The 25284-nt window shown below is 38.5% G+C and carries 12 protein-coding genes; 5 read left to right on the forward strand and 7 right to left on the reverse strand.

Annotated elements, in window-relative coordinates; genetic code table 11:
* Positions 1–13: 13 nt before the first annotated feature.
* From R2Q70_RS16050 to R2Q70_RS16070, 5 genes are all read left to right on the forward strand, one after another.
* Positions 14–3034, forward strand: coding sequence for an amidohydrolase family protein (locus R2Q70_RS16050; protein WP_316808562.1), 3021 nt, complete (start codon positions 14–16; stop codon positions 3032–3034).
* A 1-nt stretch (position 3035) separates the two neighbouring features.
* Entirely contained in the window at positions 3036–4346 is a 1311-nt protein-coding gene (locus tag R2Q70_RS16055) for an amidohydrolase family protein (RefSeq protein ID WP_316808563.1), read from the forward strand.
* A gap of 752 nt (positions 4347–5098) precedes the next feature.
* Positions 5099–8317 (forward strand): TonB-dependent receptor, encoded by a 3219-nt coding sequence (locus R2Q70_RS16060; protein WP_316808564.1) that lies wholly within the window; start codon positions 5099–5101, stop codon positions 8315–8317.
* Between the two features lie 105 nt (positions 8318–8422).
* On the forward strand, positions 8423–10174 hold the full coding sequence (locus R2Q70_RS16065; RefSeq protein ID WP_316808565.1) for an ABC transporter ATP-binding protein: 1752 nt from the start codon (positions 8423–8425) through the stop codon (positions 10172–10174).
* A 14-nt stretch (positions 10175–10188) separates the two neighbouring features.
* Positions 10189–10404, forward strand: coding sequence for a PLDc N-terminal domain-containing protein (locus R2Q70_RS16070; protein WP_316808566.1), 216 nt, complete (start codon positions 10189–10191; stop codon positions 10402–10404).
* Positions 10405–11305: 901 nt separating this feature from the next.
* On the opposite strand, the gene R2Q70_RS16075 is transcribed toward R2Q70_RS16070, so the two are convergent.
* The 7 genes from R2Q70_RS16075 to R2Q70_RS16105 all read right to left on the reverse strand — a co-directional run bounded on the left by R2Q70_RS16075 (position 11306) and on the right by R2Q70_RS16105 (position 25204).
* On the reverse strand, positions 11306–12604 hold the full coding sequence (locus R2Q70_RS16075) for an MFS transporter (RefSeq protein ID WP_316808567.1): 1299 nt from the start codon (positions 12602–12604) through the stop codon (positions 11306–11308).
* A gap of 97 nt (positions 12605–12701) precedes the next feature.
* A complete protein-coding gene (locus tag R2Q70_RS16080; RefSeq protein ID WP_316808568.1) occupies positions 12702–13769 on the reverse strand; it encodes a PorP/SprF family type IX secretion system membrane protein in 1068 nt (355 codons plus the stop codon).
* 2 nt (positions 13770–13771) lie between these two features.
* Positions 13772–21568 (reverse strand): PKD domain-containing protein, encoded by a 7797-nt coding sequence (locus R2Q70_RS16085; RefSeq protein ID WP_316808569.1) that lies wholly within the window; start codon positions 21566–21568, stop codon positions 13772–13774.
* Positions 21569–21655: 87 nt separating this feature from the next.
* Positions 21656–23761: an ATP-dependent DNA helicase RecG gene (gene recG / locus R2Q70_RS16090; RefSeq protein WP_316808570.1), complete on the reverse strand. Its 2106-nt coding sequence runs from the start codon at positions 23759–23761 to the stop codon at positions 21656–21658.
* 5 nt (positions 23762–23766) lie between these two features.
* Positions 23767–24669 (reverse strand): EamA family transporter, encoded by a 903-nt coding sequence (locus tag R2Q70_RS16095; RefSeq protein WP_316808571.1) that lies wholly within the window; start codon positions 24667–24669, stop codon positions 23767–23769.
* Positions 24670–24671: 2 nt separating this feature from the next.
* On the reverse strand, positions 24672–25052 hold the full coding sequence (locus R2Q70_RS16100) for a RidA family protein (protein ID WP_316808572.1): 381 nt from the start codon (positions 25050–25052) through the stop codon (positions 24672–24674).
* Positions 25053–25066: 14 nt separating this feature from the next.
* Positions 25067–25204 carry a DUF6728 family protein gene (locus R2Q70_RS16105; RefSeq protein WP_316808573.1) on the reverse strand — a complete coding sequence of 46 codons (138 nt, stop codon included), beginning with the start codon at positions 25202–25204 and terminating at the stop codon, positions 25067–25069.
* Positions 25205–25284: the final 80 nt, after the last annotated feature.

Below are 25284 nucleotides of genomic sequence, written 5' to 3' on the forward strand. Positions count from 1 at the left end.
CCCCAAACTGATCATGAAGAAAATTTTACTCGCTATTGCGATGGCATTTTCTACTACAATTATGTTTGCACAGCAAACTACCTTCCCTGTAAACGGCTCTTTTGATACGCGGCCAGGAATGTTTGCCTTTACAAATGCAACTATAGTAGTAAATGCCAACCAAACCTTAACAAATGCTACACTTTTAATCAAAGGACAAACCATTCAGGCTGTTGGCACTGGTGTTGCTGTACCTAAAGGTTATGTGGTAGTTGATTTGAAAGGAAAATTTATTTATCCCTCACTGGTTGATGCTTTTTCCAATTATGGAATTGCTGAAGCACCGGCTCAGACCCGTGGCTTTGGCGGGCAACGTCAATCTATTTTTGTTTCTACCAAAAAAGGTGCTTATGGCTGGAACGAAGCCATCAGACCAGAAACTTATGTAAAAAATATTTTTTCAGTTGATACCAAAAAAGCCGATGAATTGCGTAAAGTTGGTTTCGGAAGCGTGAATGTAATTAGTCGCGATGGAATTGCCCGTGGCGTTTCTGCAGCTGTAACACTTAATGAAGGTGCTGATAATGCAGTTATCTTGAAAGATCAAACCGCAGCCAATTATTCCTTTAACAAAGGAACTTCATCAAACGATTATCCTACCTCTTTAATGGGGTCAATCGCTTTGTTGCGTCAAACTTATTACGATGCAGCCTGGTACGGCAAACAAAAAGATGAATATAATATCTCTTTGGATGAATTTGGAAAACAGCAAAACATTCCTCAAATTTTTGAGGTTGATGGCTGGCAGAATGTACTTCGTGCTGATAAAATCGGAAAAGAATTTGGCAAGAAATTCATTATTAAATCTGGTGGCGATGAATATCAACGCATCAATGAAATAAAAGCAACTGGTGCAAGTTTAATCATCCCGCTATCTTTTCCAAAAGCGTATGATGTAGAAGATCCGGCCGAAGCCCGAAACGTAACTTTATCACAAATGAAAGGTTGGGAACTGGCTCCAACTAATCCGGCAGCTTTAGAAAAAGCAGGCATTAATTTCGCTTTAACTGCTTTTGGTTTAGAAAACAGCCGCGATTTCTGGACAAACATCCGCACTGCGATTGAAAACGGATTGACCGAGAAACAAGCTTTATTAGCCGTAACCACAGTTCCTGCCAATTTATTGGGAATTGGAGATAAAGTAGGTTCATTAGAAAAAGGTAAAGTGGCTAACTTCCTCATTTCATCTGATAACCTATTCAAAAACGGTAATATCATTTTCGAAAACTGGGTACAGGGAAAACGCTTCATTGTTAACAAAATGGATGTAAGCGACGTACGCGGAACTTATAACTTAAATGTTGATGGCGTTGGTGCTTTAACTTTAAAAATCACCGGAACAAGTGGTGGCTCTACTGCTGCAATTGAAAGAACTGGTGTGGATAGTGTAAAAACTACTGCAACATTTACCAGAAATGGCGACTGGGTTAGTATTAACTTCAACCTGAAGAAAAATCCAAAAGGAGATGTACGCTTGAGTGGATACATTACTTCAGCAAACCCAATCACCATCAAAGGCGAATCAGCTTTAGCTGATGGTTCTACCGGCAAGTTTACCGCAACTTTCAAAGAAGCAGCGAAAGAAATGCCTAAAAAAGATGAACCAAAACCATCACTGGCTGTAGGTTCATTAATTTATCCTTTCACCGCTTTTGGCACAGCAGAGCTACCAAAAGTAGAAACTGTTTTAATTAAAAACGGTACTGTGTGGACGAATGAAAAAGATGGCGTTCTACAAAATGCAGATGTACTTTTAGAGAACGGAAAAATTAAAGCCGTTGGAAAAAATCTTTCTGCCGGCGGCGCAAAGGTGATTGATGCTACAGGCAAACACATCACGGCAGGTATCATCGATGAGCATTCGCACATTGCTGGCGCTGGCGGTATAAATGAAGGCGCACAATCGGTTTCTGCCGAAGTTCGCATTGCAGATATCATCAACTCTGAAGATGTAAATATTTATCGCCAACTGGCTGGTGGCGTTACTACTTCTCACATTTTACACGGGTCAGCAAATCCGGTTGGAGGCCAATCGCAATTGATTAAACTTCGCTGGGGTAAATCTCCCGAAGAATTGAAGTTTGCTGGTGCCGATGGTTTCATCAAATTCGCTTTGGGCGAAAATGTGAAACAAAGTAACTTTGGTACAGGTGCCCGTTTCCCCGTTACCCGTATGGGCGTAGAGCAAACTTTTGTGGATGAATTTACCCGTGCAAAAGAATACGAAAAGGCAATGAAGTTAAAAGGCAGCAACGTTCGCAGAGATTTGGAATTGGATGCGATTGTTGAAATCCTAAACAACAAACGTTTCATTACCTGTCACTCTTATGTACAGAGCGAAATCAACATGCTTATCCACGTAGCGGATAGCTTAGGATTTAAAATCAATACTTTTACGCACATTTTAGAAGGTTATAAAGTGGCTGATAAAATGAAAGCGCATGGCATTGCAGGTTCTACTTTCTCAGATTGGTGGGCTTACAAAAATGAGGTTGCTGAAGCGATTCCTTACAATGGAAAAATTATGCACAACGTTGGTGTAACTACAGCTTTCAACTCTGATGATGCAGAAATGGCTCGTCACCTGAACCAGGAAGCCGGAAAATCAGTGCTTTACGGAAACGTTCCGGAAGAGGATGCTTTAAAGTTTGTGACATTGAACCCTGCACGTATGCTACACATTGATGATAAGGTTGGCAGTTTAAAACCTGGAAAAGATGCCGATGTGGTGATCTGGACAGCTAATCCGCTTTCAATTTATGCAAAAGCAGAGAAAACATTCGTAGACGGTATCGCTTACTGGGACATTGAAAAAGATGCTCAGGTAATTAAAACTCAGCAAGCAGAAAAAGCCCGTTTGATCCAAAAAATGTTGGAAAGCAAAAGTAAAGGTGGCAGAATGCAACGACCAATGGGTGATGCACCACGCCTTTATAACTGCGAAACTTTAGAAAACTATTCAGCAGAATTAACCGAGAAAGATCATGCACACTAACATGAAAAAATATTTAATGAGTCTGGCTTTTTCGGCAACAAGCCTGATGTGTTTTGCCCAGGCAAACATTTCGCCAGCGAAAAAACAAACCAAAACCATCGCCATTACCGGTGCAACCGTTCATGTTGGCAATGGAACAGTGATTGAAAATGGCACCATTCTTTTTGGTAACGGAAAAATTATTTCGGTTACAGCAAACGGACAAGTGCCACAAGATGATGTGAGCAGAATTGTCGCCACCGGAAAGCATGTTTATCCAGGTTTTATCGCAGCTACAACCAATTTAGGTTTAACTGAAATTGAGGCGGTAAAAGCAACTTTAGACTTTCAGGAAATCGGCGATTTTAACGCTCATATCCGTTCTATCGTTGCTTACAATACTGATTCGAAGGTTCCGGCAACTTTACGTAGCAATGGCGTTTTGATGGCACAACCTACGCCACAAGGTGGAACGGTTTCCGGAAGTTCATCAGTAGTTCAACTGGATGCCTGGAACTGGGAAGATGCAGCCATTAAAACTGATGATGCCATGCACATGAGCTGGCCGGTTACGCCTCGTTTTAGAGGTGGCTTTGGGGGTTTCGGCAGACCGCAAATGTCGGCAGAAATGTTGGCGGAAAGGACTCAGGCCGCAATTGCGCAGTTAACCTCTTTCTTCGCAGAAGCAAAGGCTTATTCAGAAATGGGTAAACCCGAAGTAATCAACAACCGCTTTGATGCCATGAAAAAAGTATTTTCTGGCGAGGAGAAATTGTTTATCACAGCTGATAGTCAAAAGGATATTGTTGCTGCCGTAAACTTTGCCAAAAAATTTGGCATTACACCAGTAATAACCGGCGCTGATGAAGCTTATTTAGTAGTTGATTTTTTAAAAGAAAACAACATTAGCCTGGTAGTTAAACAGCCGCATGCTTTGCCAAACAATAACGATGATGATGTTAATATGCCTTATAAAAACGCGGCAGTTTTGGCTAATGCAGGTTTAAATGTCGTACTAAGCATTGACGGTTACTGGCAACAGCGCAACCTGCCTTTTATGGCTGGAACAGTTACCGCCTGGGGTTTGGATAAAGAGAAAGCACTATCTACCATCACGCTAAATGCTGCAAAAGTAATGGGTGTTGATAAAACTACCGGAAGCATTGAACCTGGAAAAGATGCTACTTTCTTTATTTCTGCTGGCGATGCTTTGGACATGAGAACCAATAAAGTAGAGCAAGCGTTTATTCAGGGAAGAGATATCAACATGGATAATTTGCATAAACAGCTGGATAAAAAATTCAGCGATAAGTATACAGCTGATAAAAAGTAAGCGAATATTCATTTAACAGGAACGGCCAATATTAATTTATTGGCCGTTTTTTATTTTCGGTTGGTGAGGAGACCAACCGATAGAGAATTTATAAACCACTTCAAACCTAAATGCCTTAATTCCTTAATGGTCAAAAATATAGAAAACTGATTTCAGAAGTAAGCGAACTCGATCAATGAAGAATTTTCACAGTCTCATCAGCACGTTTTTTTACCATTAAGGAATTAGAATATAAGAACATCCGACCTATCGGTTGGTGTCCTCACCAAACGACTCTATTAAACAATATTAGATATAGTATAAGATATTGATGAGGTTTTCCTAATCACTTATTTCGGTTGGTGAGGACACCAACCGATAGAGAAAAATTTTACCGTTAAGGCATTAAGAAAATACGAATTATCCATCTATCAATAGGCATTGATACCAACTGACAACATTGAGTCACTTCAAACTTAATGCCTTAATTTCTTAATGGTCAAAATTTTTACCGTTAAGGCATTAAGAAAATCTATCTTTCAGCAGGCATTGATGCCGATAGATAAAAACAATCAATGGCATTTATTTTAACATTAATCCATAAAACAAACAATTTATAAATCATTTGATAACATAAAATCGAATTTAGCTTAACACTACAACTACAATTTTGCATCATAAAAATCAGAACTAATCATGATGAAACCTGCATGAGCATCAAACAATATTCTGCGAGCTCATGCAAGCTTCATAACCTATTAAAAAATCAAACAATGATGAAAAATTTACTAGTTGCAGTGATGCTGCTATTGTCTTTTGCTACCCATTCAGCAATTGCACAAACTACACAAGCATCCATATCCGGTATTATAACGGATGAACAGAAGAAGCCCATTCCTGGAGTTTCAGTTCAAATTAAAAACAATTCAACTGGTTTTACCACCAGAACATCCACCAATGCACAGGGTGAATACACCTTTAAAGAACTTCCATTGGGCGGTCCTTATACGGTTAAAGCCATTTACATTGGTTATGCGGAACAAAATAGAACGGGTTATATGCTAAACCAGGGCGATGCCGTAAAAATCGCTATCAACATGCAAGAGACTTCTCAAAACCTAGGTGGTGTTGAGGTTAATGGTTCTGCACTGAGAAATAAGGCACAACAATTTGGCGCCTCAACAGAAATTTCATCAAAGACGATGAATTTGTTGCCTGTAAACGGACGTAACTTCTCTAGTTTAACCGATCTATCTCCATTGGCTGGTCCAGGTGGTATCTCTGGTCAGTTAGGTTCTTCTACCAACTTTACCATTGATGGTATGACTGCAAAAAACCCAACTTCATCTGGAAGTACAACCAGCCGAAGTGGTGCGCCATACTCTATTTCCATTGAAAGTGTTCGCGAATTTAAAGTAGTTACCAATCAATACGATGTAAGTTTAGGTCGTGCCGGCGGTGGAACCATCAGCGCTGTAACCAAGTCAGGAACGAACGAGACAACAGGTAGTGCATTTGCTTACAACCGAGCAGATTTTTTAGCCAGTAGTTACGACATCAGAGGAAACAAAAGAGTAAACGATTTCTCTACTTATCAATACGGATTTAGCTTAGGCGGACCAATCATTAAAGATAAATTACATTATTTTGCAGGCTGGGATCATCAAAGAGATTCTCGTCCATTAATTATTGCTGATATTGGTTCTCTTGCTGATGAAGCTCGGTTTAATGTTACAAATTCCACTTTAGGTAGCTTCTTAGCTGTTGCCAGAAACAAATACGGCGTGGCCAATAGCGCTCAATATGGTTCTTTCGATAAAAAAAGAGGTACTGATGCAGGTTTCCTTCGCTTAGATTGGCAAATTGATGAGAAGAATTTATTAACCGTTAGGGACAACTATACAAACGATAGAAACCCACTTGGCTTAGCTGATAACACAGCAATAAATTTTTATGAAAGTTACGGAAACGATAAAAACGTTGATAACAGTTTATTGGCAACCTTGCGTTCTACCATTAGCAGTAAAGTAACAAATGAGTTAAAAGTTCAACATTTATACACTTACCAGGCGAGCACACAAAATGATCAATTGTCATACGCTATTCCAAGGGCAGTTGTAGGAAACTTAGGTTCAACATTATCAAACGGAAGCAACGTTACTACTGCCATCCAAATTGGTGGACATCGCTTTGGTCAGGAAGGATTTACAAATAACGTTTTCCAATTGGTCGATAATCTTTACTACAACACCGATAAAATTAAATTCACTTTTGGTGTGGATATCATGTATACGCATGCAAAATCATTATACGGAAGTGAAGTTAACGGAAGATTTGAGTTTACCAATTCGGGTACTGCCGCTGCAGGAAACGTACAAACGTCATTACAAAACTTCGATAACTTAATCGCAAACCGTTATTATAGAGAGGTGCCTTTAGTTGCTGATCCAACGGTGGTTGGTAAACTATTGAACTCAGCCATTTATGGTCAGATGCAAACGCAATTAGGCAAAGGCTTAGATTTCACTGGTGGTTTACGCCTTGATTACAGTAGTTATCCAACATCTCCCCTAAACCAGCAATTATTTGATGCGATTGGCGTAAGAACAGACCACAAATTAAAGCAATTTTTGATTCAGCCACGTATCCAGTTTAACTGGGATGTTAATGAGAAGCATACGGATTATGTACGTTTCGGTGCTGGTATTTTCGGTTCAGATGTTAATAATTATGTAACCATTAACAACCTAACTTTCGACGGAAAACATTTCGGAACTGTTGATGTAACTGGCGCAGCTGTTCCAGCCCCAAATTTTAACGATTATAGAAACGGAGGACAAATACCTACTTTAGCGGCATCGCAATTAGCAACAATTAATACTTATGCTGAAGATGCGAAGTTACCTGTGGTTTACAAAGCCAATTTATCATACAGTAAATTAATCAATGATAAAATTCGTTTAGGTATTACAGCTTTTGCAACCCTGGCCCGCAACAACTACATGTATGTAGACAGAAACATGGCAGCAACACCATATTTCACCTTAGCGAATGAAGGTAACAGAGGTGTGTTTGTTCCTTCTATCCCATCAAATGGTGTAGCGGATTGGAAAACGGGAAGATTGACTACAGCTTCGTTCGGTAGGGTATTGGAATTAAACAGCAAAGGGAAAGTAAATCAGTTTGCTGTTGTGGTTGATGGTACCTGGAGATACTTTAAAGATGGTGAAATCACAGCCAGTTATACCTGGAACGACGCCAAAGACAATACTTCATACAACGGAAACGTAGCCAATTCTGCCACATTATCATTGCCTGTAGTAGATGATCCAAGAAACTTGAGCCAAATGACTTACTCTAATAGTCAATTCCGCAACAAAGTGGTGGTTTATGGTACGTTACCATCCTTCTACGGAATCAAAGCAGGTATCCGTTATTCAGCAATCGGTGGAACAAGGTATAGTTTATTATCTGGCGGAAATACCAATGGCGATTTTGTATCAACAAACGATTTGGCGTTTATTTTTGACAGAAATAATCCTAGCGTTCCTGCAAATGTTCGCAATGGTTTGCAGGCATTATTAGATAATCCATTAGCAAGCCAGAGCTTAAAGGATTATATCTTGAAATACGAAGGTACATTTGCCGAACGTAATGGTGGAATCAACGGTTTTTATGGTACTATTGATTTAAGACTTGCTTATCAGTTTAAGTTCGGTGCTGATAGAAAACAAAGTCTTGAAATTTCTGGAGATTTATTCAATGTGGCCAACTTGTTTAGAAAAACCTGGGGAACATCTGAAAACCTAGGCACACAAGCAATTTACGGTTTAGGTATTCCTGCAAGCACAACCGGAGGTGTTACTACCCCAGCAGTAGCGAATTACGACACTGTAAATCGTCAGTTTAATTACCGCATTAATAACTCAGGAATTGTGGTACCAACGGGTAACCCTTGGCAGGCACAAATTGGTTTGAGATACGGATTTTAGTCATCGTAAGATAGACTGTATCTTTCCAAAAAGTCATAAAAAAAGGGAATGGATTTTTATCCATTCCCTTTTTTTATGTTTGCACCTACAAACAACAAAACTTTAATGGGATTATTACTAGACTACCTGAAAAACCACAAATGGATTGTGGTGTTAGCGCTATTGCTTGCAGGTTTAAATATTGGCTTTTCACTTTTAGATCCGTACATCACTGGAAGAATTCTGGATCGTTTCATCAACCAAAAAGATAAATTAACCTACAGCCAATACCTTTGGGGCTCTTTAGGACTAATCGGACTAGCGATTGGCGCTGCTATGGTTTCTCGCATTGCGAAAAATTTTCAGGATTACTTTACCAGCGTTATCGTTCAAAAAGTGGGCGCCAGAATGTATGCCGATGGATTACAACACTCGCTAAAATTACCTTATCAGGTTTTTGAAGATCAGCGCAGTGGTGAAACTTTAGGTATCCTTCAAAAAGTTCGCTTAGATTCTGAAAAATTCATCACTTCCTTCATCAGCATTTTGTTTGTAAGTTTAATCGGGATGATTTTCGTGATCGTGTACTCGGTTTCCATCAGTTATAAAGTAACCTTGGTATATTTTGCTGCCATTCCGTTAATTAGTTTTGTAAGCTGGTTTTTGAGTCGAAAAATTAAAGCCATTCAGCGCTCTATCGTGGGTGAAACTACCGCCTTGGCGGGTTCAACTACTGAATCGTTAAGAAATATCGAACTGGTAAAAAGTTTGGGTTTAGCCGATCAGGAAATTGAGCGTTTAAATAAAACCACCTATAAAATTTTAGGTCTGGAATTAAAGAAAGTAAAATATGTGCGAAGCATGAGTTTTGTACAGGGAACAACGGTAAACCTGGTACGGAGCACAATGATACTGGTTTTATTGTTGCTTATTTTTGATAATTCGATCACAGCCGGTCAGTACCTTACTTTTTTGTTTTATTCCTTTTTCCTATTTGGGCCACTTCAGGAACTAGGAAATGTAATTTTGGCCTGGCGTGAAGCTGAAGTTTCTCTAGCTAACTTTAAGAAGATTTTAAGCACACCTGTCGATAAAAAACCAGAAAATCCAATTTCTATCGATAAAATTAAAGATTTAACTTTTAGTAACGTTGGGTTTAAACATCAAACTGCGAACAGAAATGCAATAGAAAACATTTCATTCAAAACGCAAAGTGGACAAACAATTGCGTTTGTTGGTCCGTCTGGCGCAGGCAAATCTACCTTGGTAAAATTATTGGTTGGCCTTTATCCGGCCAAAGAAGGTAAAATTTTATACAACGGCATACCAAGTGATGATATTGATTTAGACGCCTTACGCGAAAAAATCGGTTTTGTAACGCAGGATACTCAACTATTTTCTGGAACGATCAGAGAGAATTTGCTTTTTGTAAATCCGACAGCAACCGATGAAGAATGTTATAAAGTTTTAAACCAGGCAGCATGCCAAACCTTATTGGCCAGAGCAGATAAAGGCCTGGATTCATTAATTGGTGAGGGCGGTGTTAAAGTTTCCGGAGGGGAAAAACAGCGCTTATCCATCGCCAGAGCATTACTTCGCCAGCCAGATATTTTAGTTTTTGATGAGGCTACATCATCATTGGATTCGATTACTGAAGAAGAGATTACTAAAACTATCCGTTCGGTTTCCAATTTAACCGACCACATGACGATTTTAATTGCCCACCGTTTATCGACCATTAAACATGCCGATGTAATTTACGTTTTAGAGAAAGGCCAGATCATTGAGCAGGGATCGCATGAAGCCTTGATTGCACAAAATGGTTTATATCAGGCGATGTGGCGCCAACAAATCGGCGAGAGAATTGTTGAGGTATAATAAAACCTCATGTTATGTTACTAGCGCAAATTGAAAGCAACGAAATAGGAATCATTATTATCATTGGTGCCATCCTTTGGTTGGCACTGATTTTAACTGCACTTTATCATATTTCAAGAAACAGAACCATGGTTTTTCCGGTAAAAGCACTATGGTTTATCATTATATTACTCGCACCATTTTTAGGATCGATCATCTACTTGATCTGGGGGAAAAACAGGAAGTTTTGAGTATTCCCCTTGTAATACCATAAGTTATAATTTTAAGAGTTGACACTTACGGTGATGTGGAATGATAAAGAATGATAAAATTGAATTTTTCAGCCACTTACCGTATCAACATTAAGGAATTAAGCAAATTTTTATCTTAAACATAAACACCTTTACCTTTAATTTCTTAATGCCTTAATGGTAGAAAACCTAATATTATAACCTTTCAATTCCAGCCATCGCATTCTTTAAACATTAGGAAATTAAGAAAATACTTCATCATGAACATAGGCACCTGACCTTAATTTCTTAATGCCTTAACGTTAGAAAACATAATATTATAACCTTTCAATTCCAGCCATCACATTCTTTAAACATTAAGAAATTAAGGCATTAAGAAAATCATCATCAAAAGCATAGTCACTTAACCTTAATTTCTTAATGTCTTAATGGTAAAAAACATAATATTATAACTTCTCAATTCCAGCCATCGCATTCTTTAAACACTAAGAAATTAAGGCATTAAGAAAATCATCATCAAAAGCATAGTCACCTAACCTTAATTTCTTAACGCCTTAATGGTAAAAAACATAAAATTATAACTTACCAATTTAGGCACTTATGGCTTTTCTATCAACATTAAGACATTAAGGCATTAAGGCATTAAAAAAAATTTATCATCAAAACATAGACACCTTTACCCTTAGTTTCTAAACGCCTTAATGGTAGAAAACATAACATTATAACTTACCAATTTCAGCCATCGCATTCTTTAAACATTAAGAAATTAAGGCATTAAGAAAAATTCTTTATCAAAACACAGACACATGCCCTTAATTTGTTAATACCTTGATGGTAGTAAACAAATAACTATAATACCTAAATATTAAAGTTGTTCCCAGCTTTTATTACTTTAATAAAATTATACTTTTGCCGTTTGTTCGTTAATATCCTGTAGGCTCAATTTGGTCAATGATTTGGTTTTAAGCCAGGTAATTCCAGCAATTGCAATGGTCATGCTTCCGCCAAAAACAACTGCCGGAACTAATCTCATATATTTTGCCGTGAGTCCTGATTCGAATTCGCCAATTTCGTTTGATGAGCCGATGAACATGCTGTTTACAGCCGATACACGGCCACGCATATTATCTGGTGTGAGTAACTGCATAATGGTTTGGCGGATGATTACACTCACACTATCAAACGACCCTTCGAGAAACAGAAAAAAAAGGGTGAGGTAGAAGTTTCTGGATAGCCCATAACAGATGATGCTTAAACCGAATCCCGTTACGGCGATTAGAAGGTTCCGCCACGGCTTCCCCATTGGAGAAAACCTTGTCATTAAGAGCATCGTAATTACTGCCCCAGACGATGCTGCACCACGCATCATACCTAAGCCGAAAGAACCCAGGTGAAATACATCTTTTGCAAAAATGGGTAGCAAGGCCACCGCACCACCAAAAAATACAGAAAACAAATCCAAACTCATGGCCCAAACCATCATTTTGGTTTTAAAAACAAACTGAATTCCCTCTTTTAAACTATGAAAAATATTTTGTGTGGGCGCAAATGTGGCAGGGTGTTTTTTAAGCGTAAAAATACAAATCAGTGATACGGATACTAAAAAAACAATTACACTGTAGGCAGCAGTAATTCCCCAAAGCCAGTTGATCAACCCTCCTAACAGTGGACCAATGATTGTCGCCAATTGCCAGCTGCTGCTGTTCCAGGTGCTTGAATTCGGATAAAGTTCTTTAGGAATAATATTGGCCATTAAAGAGAAAGTAGCCGGTCCAAAAAAACCTCTTGCCAAACCAATGCAAAAAACCAGGCCATACATAATCAGCACAATAAGGTCCTCTCTCAAATGTAGGTATTTACTGGTAATGATGAGCATGAGCACCGAGGCCAGCCACACACCCGAAAATATTTTGAGTAGCAAACCACGTTTTTCACTTTTATCGGCAATGTAGCCGCCGTAAAGCGCAATACCAATTGCAGGAATAGCTTCACATAAACCAACAAGACCTAGTTTTAACGGATCGTGAGTCAATTCATAAATGTGATAACCGATAACTACAGCTTGCATTTGATAAGCAAGAGTAAAAAAGAAACGCATGCCTAAAAACGATCTGAATTCTTTGAAACGAAGTGCTGCGAAAGGATCTTGTTTAACGATTATGGGGTTGGAATCTGAATCTGCCACTGGATTTTTTTTCACAAAACTAAGGTTTGAAAAATTAAAACCGCAATGGAATTAGAACACCATTAGAAACGTTACTGAGAAATGATATTAAGAGATCTTATCGAAAGTATACTTAGTAAAACTTGTAACATTTGTTGGCATAACTCGAACCTCTGTTATTGTAACCAGATGCATTTCCGCGATTAGGTAAATCCATTTCATACACAAAAGCTCCCTCCGTGGTGCCGCCAGTATTGGTGTAGTTGATCCGGGAAGTTGTTGCATCATGACTCACACCAAATCGCATTCTACTGTTGCTATCTCGATGCTTGAAAATATCAAAAATTAGTGAGAGCACAATTGCATCTTGCTGTTTACCATCGCCTCTATACCACAAACCAAGATTTACATTTCTATTTTTATATTGGACACCGGCGCTAAAGGAATTTATTTTGGCCTGATTGTAAATGACTACTGATGGAATAAACGCAGAATCGTCATCATGATCGAAAGGTCTGGTTTTGATCATATAACTCATGTGGCCACCATAACGAATTGGAAGTTTGGAAATACTTCCTGTAAAAGATTCATCCGGTTTATTTAGGTGTTGTGCCGAAAATCCCGCCATGAAGTTGCCGGTAACAAAATTCAAACCTGCACCAGCATCGAAAAAATATTTATTATTAAAAGCTGGGTAAGATGCTGATGTTGCACCACCTCCAATAATTCCGCCTCCATCAATTTGATCAGGAAAAACTAGCTTATCATAATCAATCTTTCTATTGGTAACACCTGCTTGTATTCCGAAAGAAATTGTATTCTCATTAAATTCGATACTATAGGAGTACACACCAGCAAAATTTGTTTTCGAAATATAGGCTGTTCCCTCGCTGGATTTATTCATAATCAATCCAAAACCTCCACCAAAACTCGGCACCTGATAATCGACAGCAAAAGAGTAGTTGGATAATGATCCCTGTACTTTTGTCCACTGACTCCTATAAATGGCACTCATTCTTAAGTCACCCTCAAATTGTCCGTTTAATGCAGGGTTTAAGTAATTTGGTGCGTTAAAGAATTGGGAGTAAATCAAATCCTGAGCAATACAAAGTTGGGTAGATAAAAGTAAAATCATCAGTAAAAAACAAGCTCTTAGAATTGTCATTTGCTGTGCCATTTGTTTATAAATTTCAATTCTCATGTTTATCTGATTAAATGAACTACGCCAGTTTTACTAGCCGTTTTGCCCTCATATTTCATTCCTTTCCAATCGCTGCCATTAATAAACTTCGCATCTGCACTCCAATAATATGCACCTTGGGGAGCCGCTTGTCCATTCATTGTTCCATCCCAAAACTCAACAGGTACACCATCCTGATCGAGTTTATTTGTTTGCCAAATCACTTGTCCCCATTTATTGAAAACCTTTAAGTTATAAGAAGACATTCCGGTTGCCGTCACCTTAAATATTTTCATATCCGGCTTTGCATGAGCCGGCTCAAAAGCATTGGGCAAATAAAGATAACCCGGCACCCCAATTACGCTTACCTCATCGTCAATTACATTTACACAACCGGAGCTATTTGTTAGGAAAAGCTTAATTTTATAGGTTCCGACATCGGCGTAGCTATGATTTATATTTTGCTTATCTGATGTTTTACCATCGCCAAAATCCCATTTATAGCTTACAATATTATCTTCTGTTTCCGCTTTAAAACTGAAACTATAATCGGGCACTTTGACTGTTCGGGATGGCGAAACATTAATTGTGGCTGTAGGCGGAGCGAATACGCTAATGTAATTTAACATCACAATTTGATCCTCGCAACCAAAATCACCCTTTGCCGTAAGTTTTACCGTGAATGGTGATTTAACAAAGTTGTAATTGTGTGTTGGATTTTTTTCTGCAGAGAAAGTACCATCTCCAAAATCCCATAAATAGGTAGTCGAATTTACCGACAGGTTTTGGAACACAACCGTTAACTGGTTACATCCAGATTTTACATCGGTTAGAAATGCGGCCTTTGGCGCATCAGCAACTTTAATGATATGAGAAAACACAGCAGAACAAAAACCATTTGAAGCGGTTAATTTTAGCTCGAAAATTCCGGCTTTGCCATAAATATGTTTAGGGTTGTTACCAACATAAGAAGTCGATCCATCGCCATAATCCCAGGTATAGGTTGTTGCACCAATAGAGGTATTGGTAATTTCAATATCCAGCACCCCATTACAACTAACATCTTGTTTTACTGTAAATGAAGCCGTTGGATTTGGATATGTTGTAGCTTGCTTTGTAATTGAATTACTGCCACAGCCATATTGATTATCTGCAATCAACTTAATATCGTGAACCAGATCCGGCGTATTGAAAATAATATTCTGAGGGTTTTTATCTGTTGAAACTAAAACCCCATCTACATACCACTCAAATTTATCGGCAAAAAGTGAAGTATTTGTTAATCGAGGACTGAAGGGAACACAAGCTTTATCAATCGCAATTGTAAAATTAGCCTGTGGCAATGGGTTAAATTGAACCGAATGTTCTATGGTATTTACACAGCCCAAAATATTGGTTGCTGCTAATTTTATCTTATAAACATAGGGTAAAAGAACTGATGTTGGCGTATTAAAGGTATTTGTAAAATCTTTTGTAGATGCTACAAGCATATCATTTATATACCATTTGTAGCTTACGATATCTGTACCCGCATAAGTCGTTTCGTTTTTAAAATTTATTGTTGCATTCGGCCCGCAAATCAAATTATTTGGGAAAGTAAATTCAGGTTTTGGCGTTTCTGTGACTCTGATAGTTTGCGTGGTAGTGGCTGTACATCCCTGTAAACTATATGCTTTCGCTGTAACCAAATAGGTGCCCGGAATAGAGTAAGTATGACTTGCACTATAACCCGTTGCAGTATTGTCTGAACTGGTCGGATCACCAAAATCCCATTCCACATTGGCCGCATTTGCTGGTGTACTAGTCACGACTAATTTAAATGGACCACAATTTAATATACTTGCATTGGAGTTAAATGAAGCAATCGGACCAGATGTTATTTCAACCAATTGCGTGGTTGAAGTGGTACAACTACTTCCATCAGGATATAGTTTTGTTGCGGTAAGCACAACTGTTTTCGTGCCCGACGTAGTGTATATGTGGGTTGGATTAATTTCTGTACTTGTTGTTCCATCGCCAAAATTCCATACTGCGGTAAACTGACTATCAGAAGTATTGGTAAACACGACGGTTTCACTTAAACAATAAGCTGGCTTACTCACCTTAAAACTTGCACTCACATTTGGATAAACGGTTATCGGTTGCTGGCTTTTTACCGTTGAACAGCCATTGGTTGCCATTAGCGTAATGGTGTAATCGCCTGCAATTAAATATGTGTGCGAAAGCGGCTCATTTATCTTATGTGTTTCTTGTATTGGAGATCCATCTCCAAAATCCCATGTATACACATTCGCACCTGTAGATTGATTTAGTGTTGTAAAATCTATATTAAAAGGCGCACATCCATAACGTTGATTACCCTGCAAAACCAATTTTGAAAATACACTTTGTGGCTGTACAACGATCAGATATTCTATTGATGCAATCTCGCCGCAATCATTTTTAGTCTTAACTTTTAATTTGAAAGTTTTAGGTAATGCCGTATCATTTTCATAAACATGATTGATATCTCGTTCATCAGTATAAACTGCAATCGGCGAACCATCTCCAAAATCTACTGTATAAGTATTGGCAAATGTTTTTGAATTTAAATTTTTGATGTTGATAGTAAAAGGTGCACATCCATTCTGACTAAAAGGCCCGAATAAGGCGGTTGGTGCTGGATTGACTGTCACTTTTACAGGATAAGGTGTTGTGGCTACACAACCTCCCAAACTTAATTCATACAAGTAAGTAACCTCAATTGGATTCACTGTTGTATTAATCAGCGTTTCGGAAATAGCTCCGGCAGCATCAATGCCACTCCCCCTTGCCGCAGTGTTACTTATTCCGTTTACAGCCGCTCGTTTCCAGCTAAATGTTACTCCATTAGTTGAACTGGTGGGCACGTAGCTAAATAATGTATTACTACATATCGCGGTTGCATTTACACTACTCGTGAAAACTGGTTTAGGATTTACAGTAATTTCGTAGGTAATTGGTACGCCTGCACAGTCATTTGCTCGTGGGATGATTAAATATTTTATCGAACCTGCCATTGTGCCTGCGTTAATTAAAGTTTGAACCGGAATATTTCCCGTTCCGGAGGCTATAAATCCCGATACATCAGTTGATGTCGTGGTAGCCGTCCAGCTATAAGTGGCTCCAGAAACATTACTGGTTGGCACTACTAAACTCGAACTCGTTCCTGAACAAACTTCCTGTTTAAGTATAGTATTGGTTATCCTCGAAACTGGATTTACCGTAACCTTATACTCAAACCTACTGCCGCTACAAGCATTTAAATCATCAGTACTGCCAACTGCCGTATAAATAACCGTTAGCGGGGCATTCGTATTATTTGTTAAACTTTCAGCTGGAATGTTGGTAGAACCGTTCAAGGCGTTAACCCCGGTTATTCCTACCGGCACAATGCTTGTCCAGGTTATTTTAGCGCCAACTGTTTTTGATGACAAGGAAATCTCAGGCGAAGAATCTCCGGAACAAATTGAAATATCCGAAGCTGAAAATTGAACCTTTGGGGATGGTTTTACAGTAACATTAACTGTGATCGGTGCACCATCGCAGCCCGTTCCATTTCCGGAAAATTTCGGGGTAATGGTGTAAACGATTGTCTGGACATCAGCAGATGTATTGATTAGGGTCTGATCGATCAATGCACCAGTTCCATTAGATGCACCAGTGATATTTGCGTTGCTGCTTACCGACCAATTAAAAACTGTTCCGGTCACTGCTGAAGATAAGGTTATCGCTGTTTTACTATTTGAACAAATTGATTTATTAGCCTCGCTTGCGAAAACGGAAGTTGCCGGATTGACCGTAATTTTATAGCTAAATACGCCACCCGGACATTGTGCAACACCAGAAGTTGATGCCGTAGCTTGATAGGTTACTGTTAAGGGTGCGTTAGTAGTATTGACTAAAACCTGCGATGGGATTTCATTTGTGCCCGAAGCGATCAACCCTGCTATACCATTTACTGGCGTAGCATTCCAACTAAAACCTGCTCCTGGCGTGGTGCTACTTAAAGTTACTGCATTTGTTGCTGCCGAACTGCAAATGGTTTGATCGGGCATAGAAAAATTAATTCTTGGGGCAGGATTAATGGTAATTTTATAAACTATTGCTGTTCCATCACATTGCTTACCCTGATACGCATAAGTTGGCAAAACATTAACATGTACCGTAATGGGTAAAGCCGTATTATTTACCGCCGTAAAAGCCGGAATCTGTGCACCCGATCCATCTGATAATCCAACTGAACCACCAGTAACTTTCCAACTGTAGGTAACTGTACTACCAACAAAAGCGGCGGCGTCGCTACCTAAAGCGGTTAACGGAACAGTGCGTCCTGCACAAGTGGTTACATCAGCAATAGCCGTTGTTGCTATATTTGGTAATACAGTAATTTTAAATGTGGTCGAATTTCCCACACATGCTTTTCCTCCCGCCGTGTAGGTCGGAATTACACTTAAATTTCCTGTTTGAGGAGATTTTGTAGAATTGGTAGCTGTAAATGATGCGATATTTCCATTTCCAGATGATGCCAAACCAATATTAACATTATCGTTAGTCCAAGTAAATGAAACATTTGGACTTGATGCCGTGGTTTGAAAAGTAGTAGCTGGAATTGTTGACGAGGCACAATTAATAATATCGGTTACGGTTTGCATAACCGGCGTTGGATTTACCGCAATCGTTACAGGTGTTGAAGTAGCCGAGCAAGATCCACTTTTGGTTATTCTTCTATAATAGGTTGTTTGCGTCAATGCCTGAGGTTGATAATCAATATCATTTTCTCCTGGAATGATTGTAAAACCAGCAGACACAGAAGTTGTCGATTTTTCCCATGTATAAATAAAGGTTCCACTTCCACCAATCGGTGTTTCTCCTTTTATTTTATCAGGTACAGAACTGCTACAAATGCTTTGATTTGCCGAAACTTGAAAATTAGTTAATGTACCCTGAACGGAGATTTTAACTGGATTAGATTCAGAACTACAGGTCTGGCTTTTTACGATCCGACGATAGTAAATATCCACATTTAAACTTCCGGGTTGATAAGTACTGGCAATTGCATTACTTATATCGGTCCAGCTAGTTCCGTCTGCTGATTGTTGCCACTGGTAGGTATAAGATCCACTTCCACCTGAAAGCGGACTGCCTGACTGATTAAGTATGGATGGCGTACTACCCAAGCAAATATTCTGATCTGCACCAATAACGTTATTCGATATTAATGGATTAACTTTTATAGTGATGGTTTCTGGTAAACTTTCGCAACCATTTACGGTTTGAGTGACGTAATAAACTATGGTAGTCGCAGTAGCAGTTGAGGGTGTTGGTGCGATCGAACTAAAATTCGAACCATTTGGTGCTGCCGTATACCATTTCAAACCAGTTCCAATTGCAGTTAAAGGAGTAGCAATATCATTTAAACAATAAGTTATTGCAGTGGCCGTGGTAGTTGGTTTGGCAGGAATGGGGTTAACGGTAATTTTAAAAGTAACAGGAACTCCTGAACAACTACCAATTTTTGGTGTAACAGTTATGGTTGCAGTAATGATATTCGCTGTAGTATTGCGAGCCGTAAATGAAGGTATTGTATTTCCAGTTCCGCTTGCCGCAAGTCCAATTGCTGCATTACTATTAGTCCAAACATAAGTTACAGTACTATTAATTGGCGAACTTGAGAGTGTAATTGAAGAAATAGATTCATTGTTACATGCATTTTTATCAGCAATAGGAGATATTACTGGCAAATCACTAACATTTACAATTGCGGTTTTAATTGTTGGTCCGCATGCATTTGTAGTCGTTAATTCAATAGTATATGTTCCACTTGCCGGATAAGTTATATTAGTTGGATTTGCAACTGAAGAGGTCGGAGTATTCGCTCCCGTGAGCTTCCACGAATATACTGGTGCCGTTTCTGAGCCACAGTTATTTAATGTTGCGGTTGGATTAAAACCTACACCGGCACAAACAGAAGTTGGTATATTTAATGTAAATGAAGGAGGTTCTCTAACTATAACCGTCTTGGGGGCTGAAGTAGCAGTACAACCTGTTCCGTTGGAGGTTGTTAAAGTAATTGTATAAATTCCTGGGTTGTTGAATTTAAATTCTGGATTTGGACTAGTCAATGATCCACTAACAAATGAATAACTTGAGGTTCCCGTAGAACATCCCGTAAGCCTGGAATAAGCTACTGCCCATTGATAAGTATTGGTTCCGCACAATGGCAAGTTTGAAATATTGGTGGTCTGAACTGTTGGTGTTGAGCCAATGCAAACTTCAGTTTTATCTAAAGTGAAACTAGCTGTAGGAAGTGGGTTGATGCAGACAAACATTTCCTTTTGTGTAACTCCACAAGGATTTGTAGCTGTAAGAATGACTTTGAACGTACCAGCAGAATTATAAATATGACTTGGGCTTTCCTGTGTTGAAGTATTCGAGGAGCTAGTTGGATCGCCAAAATCCCAAGAATAAACAGTTGTGTTTGTACAATTAATCCCATAACTACCCTTTGTGGAAGTATTTGTAAAATTAACATTTTTACCAATGCATGTAGAGGTTGGGTTAATAGTGAAATTTGCAATTGGGCTCGTCCATATTTGAATATTTCCTGCTGTATAAGGTGTAGTTGCACAGGCATTTGTAACAAATAATTTTGCTGTAAAGCTAGTTGCCGGACATGATGATGTTGTATATGTATGATAAATTGTTTGGTCAATGTTAGTGGCATTCAAAGGATGCTGAAAAGTCTCTGTTTTACCATCTCCATAGTCTAACACGTAAACTGTCCCTGGCGAATTATTCTGCCAGTTACTTATTACAAATGGAATTGATGCAGGAGCACAAAGTCCTGCTGTATTTCCTAAAGTGCCTAATCCTCCAGCAGGATTACTTTGATTAGCAATTTTATAAATTTTTGAATTATCACACCCATTAACTCCATATCCGGTAACAACCATTTCAAAAGCTCCTAATTGTGTATAGGTATGAGAAATGGGAAAAGATGCAGATGTTAAGTTAGTTTGAATAGTACCGTCTTTCCAATCTATTGTGTAAGTACTAATATTGGATGAATTTGTTGACGCATTATTTAATTTGATTGTATAATTTGGATTTGCAAGTGTTGGAGAATTATTACAGTTACTAAATGGGCTAAATACATTATTATCTGTCAAGGCTAAATCTGGTATCTGTTTTACAGTCACACTTCCAGTGTAAGATACCGTGCATCCATCTGCATTTTTTACCGTGAGCTTGACCGGAAAAGTTTGGATTCCATTTCCTGTTGTTCCAATAAAAATATGCTTTGGATTTTGATCTGTAGATTTATTATTTGTTACCCCAGAAGCAGGATCTCCAAAATCCCATTCATAAGATACCCCACCCACAGAAGTATTTGTGAATGAAATTTCCTGATTACTACATGTATTAGTTGTAGCATCAGAATTGAAAAAAGCCGTTATTGGCGTAGACATTGCAAGTTCGATTTCCGAACTCACTTCTGAATTTCCGCCTATGGTTACCTTAACCTTATATTTTCCAACTACTGTTGCAGAATATGTGGAAGAGATAGCAGTTGGAATATCTGCACCATCTTTAATCCATTGATAAGTTGCACCACTGACAACAGCAGTAGATAGGACTACAGTTCCACCGCTGCAGATAGTATTACTACTTGCAGTAATTGTGGGTTCCGCAAATTTATATTTCAATAAATTAATTGTCAACTCAGAAACTGAAGCTGAAGAAACTTTACTGCACATAGAAAAGCACAGAAAGGCAAAAAGAAAGAGTCGTTTGGTCATTGTTTGGGAGCGAGCACGAAAGTAAGTATTAATTTTTAGATTTTAATTACGGGAAACCGTAATGACTATCAATACTATAGCTTAATATTAAGAGATTTTATCGAAAGAAATTCCCCGCTCCAGTTTTTGAAGATGTGCTTTTAACATTACATTTTCAGGCTTCTCCAATTGCGGATCTTCTGAAAAAATCTCGATAACAGTATTCCTCGCTTCAGATAGAATAATTTGATCTTTGGCCAAATCCGCCAACTTTAAATCCAATACGCCACTTTGCTGAGTACCAGCAATATCTCCGGGGCCACGTAGCTGTAAATCGATTTCTGAAATTTCAAAGCCATTATTGGTACGTACCATGGTTTCTAAACGCACTTTTCCTTCTTTGCTCAACTTGTTTCCGCTCATCAAGATACAAAATGACTGTTCTGCTCCCCTACCTACACGTCCGCGTAACTGGTGAAGTTGCGAAAGCCCGAACCTTTCCGAATTTTCAATAACCATTACTGAAGCATTTGGAACGTTAACACCAACCTCAATAACCGTAGTCGCAACCATAATCTGCGTTTTTCCCTCGATAAATTGCTGCATTTCGAATTGCTTATCGGCATTTGGCATTTGCCCGTGTACAATGCTGATCTGATAATCAGGGCGAGGGAATTGATAACTTAACTGCTCTACTCCCGCTTCCAAATGCAAGAGATCAAGTTTTTCACTTTCTTTAATCAATGGATAAACAATGTAAACCTGCCGCCCGTTAGCAATCTCCTGTTTCATAAAACCGAACATACGTAAACGTTGTCCTTCAAATAAATGCCGGGTTTCAATTGGTTTTCTTCCGGCAGGTAGCTCATCAATGATAGAAACATCTAAATCGCCGTATAAAGTCATGGCCAGGGTACGCGGAATTGGCGTTGCCGTCATCACCAGAATATGTGGCGGGATAATGTTCTTACGCCAAAGCTTCGCCCTTTGCTCCACACCGAAACGATGTTGTTCATCAATGACAACCAGGCCAAGGTTTTTAAATTTAACCTTATCCTCAATTAACGCATGCGTACCAATAAGGATATCAATTTCGCCATTTTCCAACTGCTCGTGCAAAATGGTTCTTTCCTTTTTTTTCGTGTTTCCAGTGAGGATTGCGACTTTAACCAAATCATCGGTCACTAAATCCGTAATAGAAGCATAATGTTGCCGTGCTAGAATTTCCGTTGGAGCCATCATACAAGCCTGGTAGCCGTTATCATTTGCCAAAAGCATACTCATGAGTGCAACAGCAGTTTTCCCGCTCCCTACATCGCCCTGTACAAGCCGATTCATTTGAATGCCGCGTTGGGTATCAATTCTGATTTCCTTAACCACACGTTTTTGTGCGTTGGTTAATTCGAACGGAAGAAATTCTTTATAAAAGCGATTTACTTTTTCACCTACTACCTCGAAATTTGCTCCTTTAAATTTCAATTGCCTCAATTGCTTATTATGCAGTAACTGCAACTGGATGTAAAACAGTTCCTCAAACTTTAATCTGCGTTGTGCAGCATTTAAATCCTTTTCGTTTTTAGGAAAATGAATATTTAACAGTGCCATTCTCTTATCTGGCAGCTGGTATTTATCGATAATATATTGTGGCAAATTTTCAGAAACCTGTGGAATCACCTGATCAAGCAAACCTGCAATTAACCGTTGAATCCCTTTAGAATCAAGTGTAAATTTTTTTAGCTTCTCTGTGGAACTGTAAATGGGCTGTAAAGTTAAATTACCACGGCCCACCGATCTATTTTGATACAATTCCATTTCCGGATGTGAGATACTGAAGGTGCCATTAAAAAGTGTTGGTTTTCCAAAAGCTACATAAGCCGCTCCGACAGTTATATGGTCTTCAACCCATTTTAGGCTTTGAAACCAAACCAACTCCATGATTCCGGTTTCATCTTTAAAAACGGCAACAATTCTTTTTGTCCGTTTATCACCTATAACCTTTTTGCTAATTACCCGACCAATGATTTGAATGTATTGTGCATCAGGATTAATTTGATTGATCTTAAAATACTTTGTACGGTCAATGTAGCGAAAGGGATAATGCGACAGCATATCTTGAAAGGTAAAAAGACCTAAATCTTTTTTCAAAACATCTGCACGACTTGGCCCTACGCCTTTTATAAACTCAATAGGTGTATCTAAAATCGAATGGTACAAAACTATTAGGCTTTCTTTAAAACAATGCTTTTTAGCATTTGCGCATTAAAAATAACGATCGACAATAGTAAAAGCAAATAAGCAAAAAGCTGGTGGCTATCTATCCGCTCTTTAAAATAGAAAAATGCAACTGTAAATGCAACGATTGGGTTAAGATAAATCAAAATCCCTAAGGCCGATGATGGCATGCGCAATAAAGCATAAGCATTTAAAAACAGTGGTATAATGGTAAAAACAATTGCAATAAGGAAAATATGCGTCCAGAAGAATACATCTGTTGGTAAAACACTTGATTTAACCATATACATGGGCAACATCATCAATCCTGATAGAACCAGCTGAATTCCTAAGAAATTAAATTTATCTATATCTTTAATTACTTTCAGCACAATAACATAAACAGCATAAAATGCCGCGATTAATATCGCCCAAAGCACTTCATGTAAGGAACCTGTAGCCAATAATAAGATACTTACAAAGGCAACCACTAACGCTATTATTTTTGCTTTTGTGAGTTGTTCCTTGAGGATAACGAAACCACACAAAGCGGTTAACAGCGGACAAACCATATAGGCAAAAGCCGCAGCTTTTAGGCTGACGCTATTTACCGCATAAATATAGGTAAACCAATTACCTGTTATTAAAATTGAGGAAAGAACAGTTAGCCCTAATAATTTTATCTTTTTTTGAGTTGATAACGTACGGATCATGTTAAAATCCTTCTTAAGTACCGATCTTCTAAAAAGAAAAATAATTCCCCACACAACCGCTATGGATACAAATATCCGATAGTATAAAATTTCTTGTGGCGGAAAACCTTTGATGTTACGCAAAGGAATTGACATTGTTCCCCAAATGATGTAAGGGATAATTCCAGCTATAAAGTATTTGCTCTTACCCGTTGTCAAAATTATCCAACGATAGCAATAACCGAGATTTCTACATTTACGTTTTTAGGTAATACCGATACTTGCACGGTTTCACGGGCTGGGAAATTTGAAGTAAAATACTGACCATAAATTTCATTTACTTGCCCAAATGTCCCCATGTCGCTTAAGAAAATAGTAGACTTTACAACATGATCAAAGGTTAAGCCGGCTTCTAATAATACTGCTTTAAGGTTTCGCATTACCTGATGTGTTTCTTCTTCAATATTAATGAGATTAAGCTCACCATTTTCAGGGTTTATTGCTACCTGACCTGATACGAATAAAAAGTTACCTGCCTGTACGGCCTGGCTATATGGTCCAATTGGTGCTGGAGCATTTGTTGTGGTGATGATTTGTTTCATACTCAAATAGATAATTATTTAGCAAGCCATTGAACAAGCTTGTAGATGATACCCGCCAGAAAAACTGTTATTGCCAATGCATTAATGAAATGCATAATCTTAATATTAATATTATCTGGCCTATTCGGATCTTTTTTCCTGAAGAAGTACATGGTACAAACTTAATTAAAAAGCACCATTCAGAAAATTAAAAGGCATAAAAAAAGTCCCGATTTGCATCGGGACTTTCTTT

The organism is Pedobacter agri (assembly GCF_032678665.1).
In the GTDB taxonomy this organism is placed as follows: Bacteria; Bacteroidota; Bacteroidia; order Sphingobacteriales; family Sphingobacteriaceae; genus Pedobacter; species Pedobacter agri_A.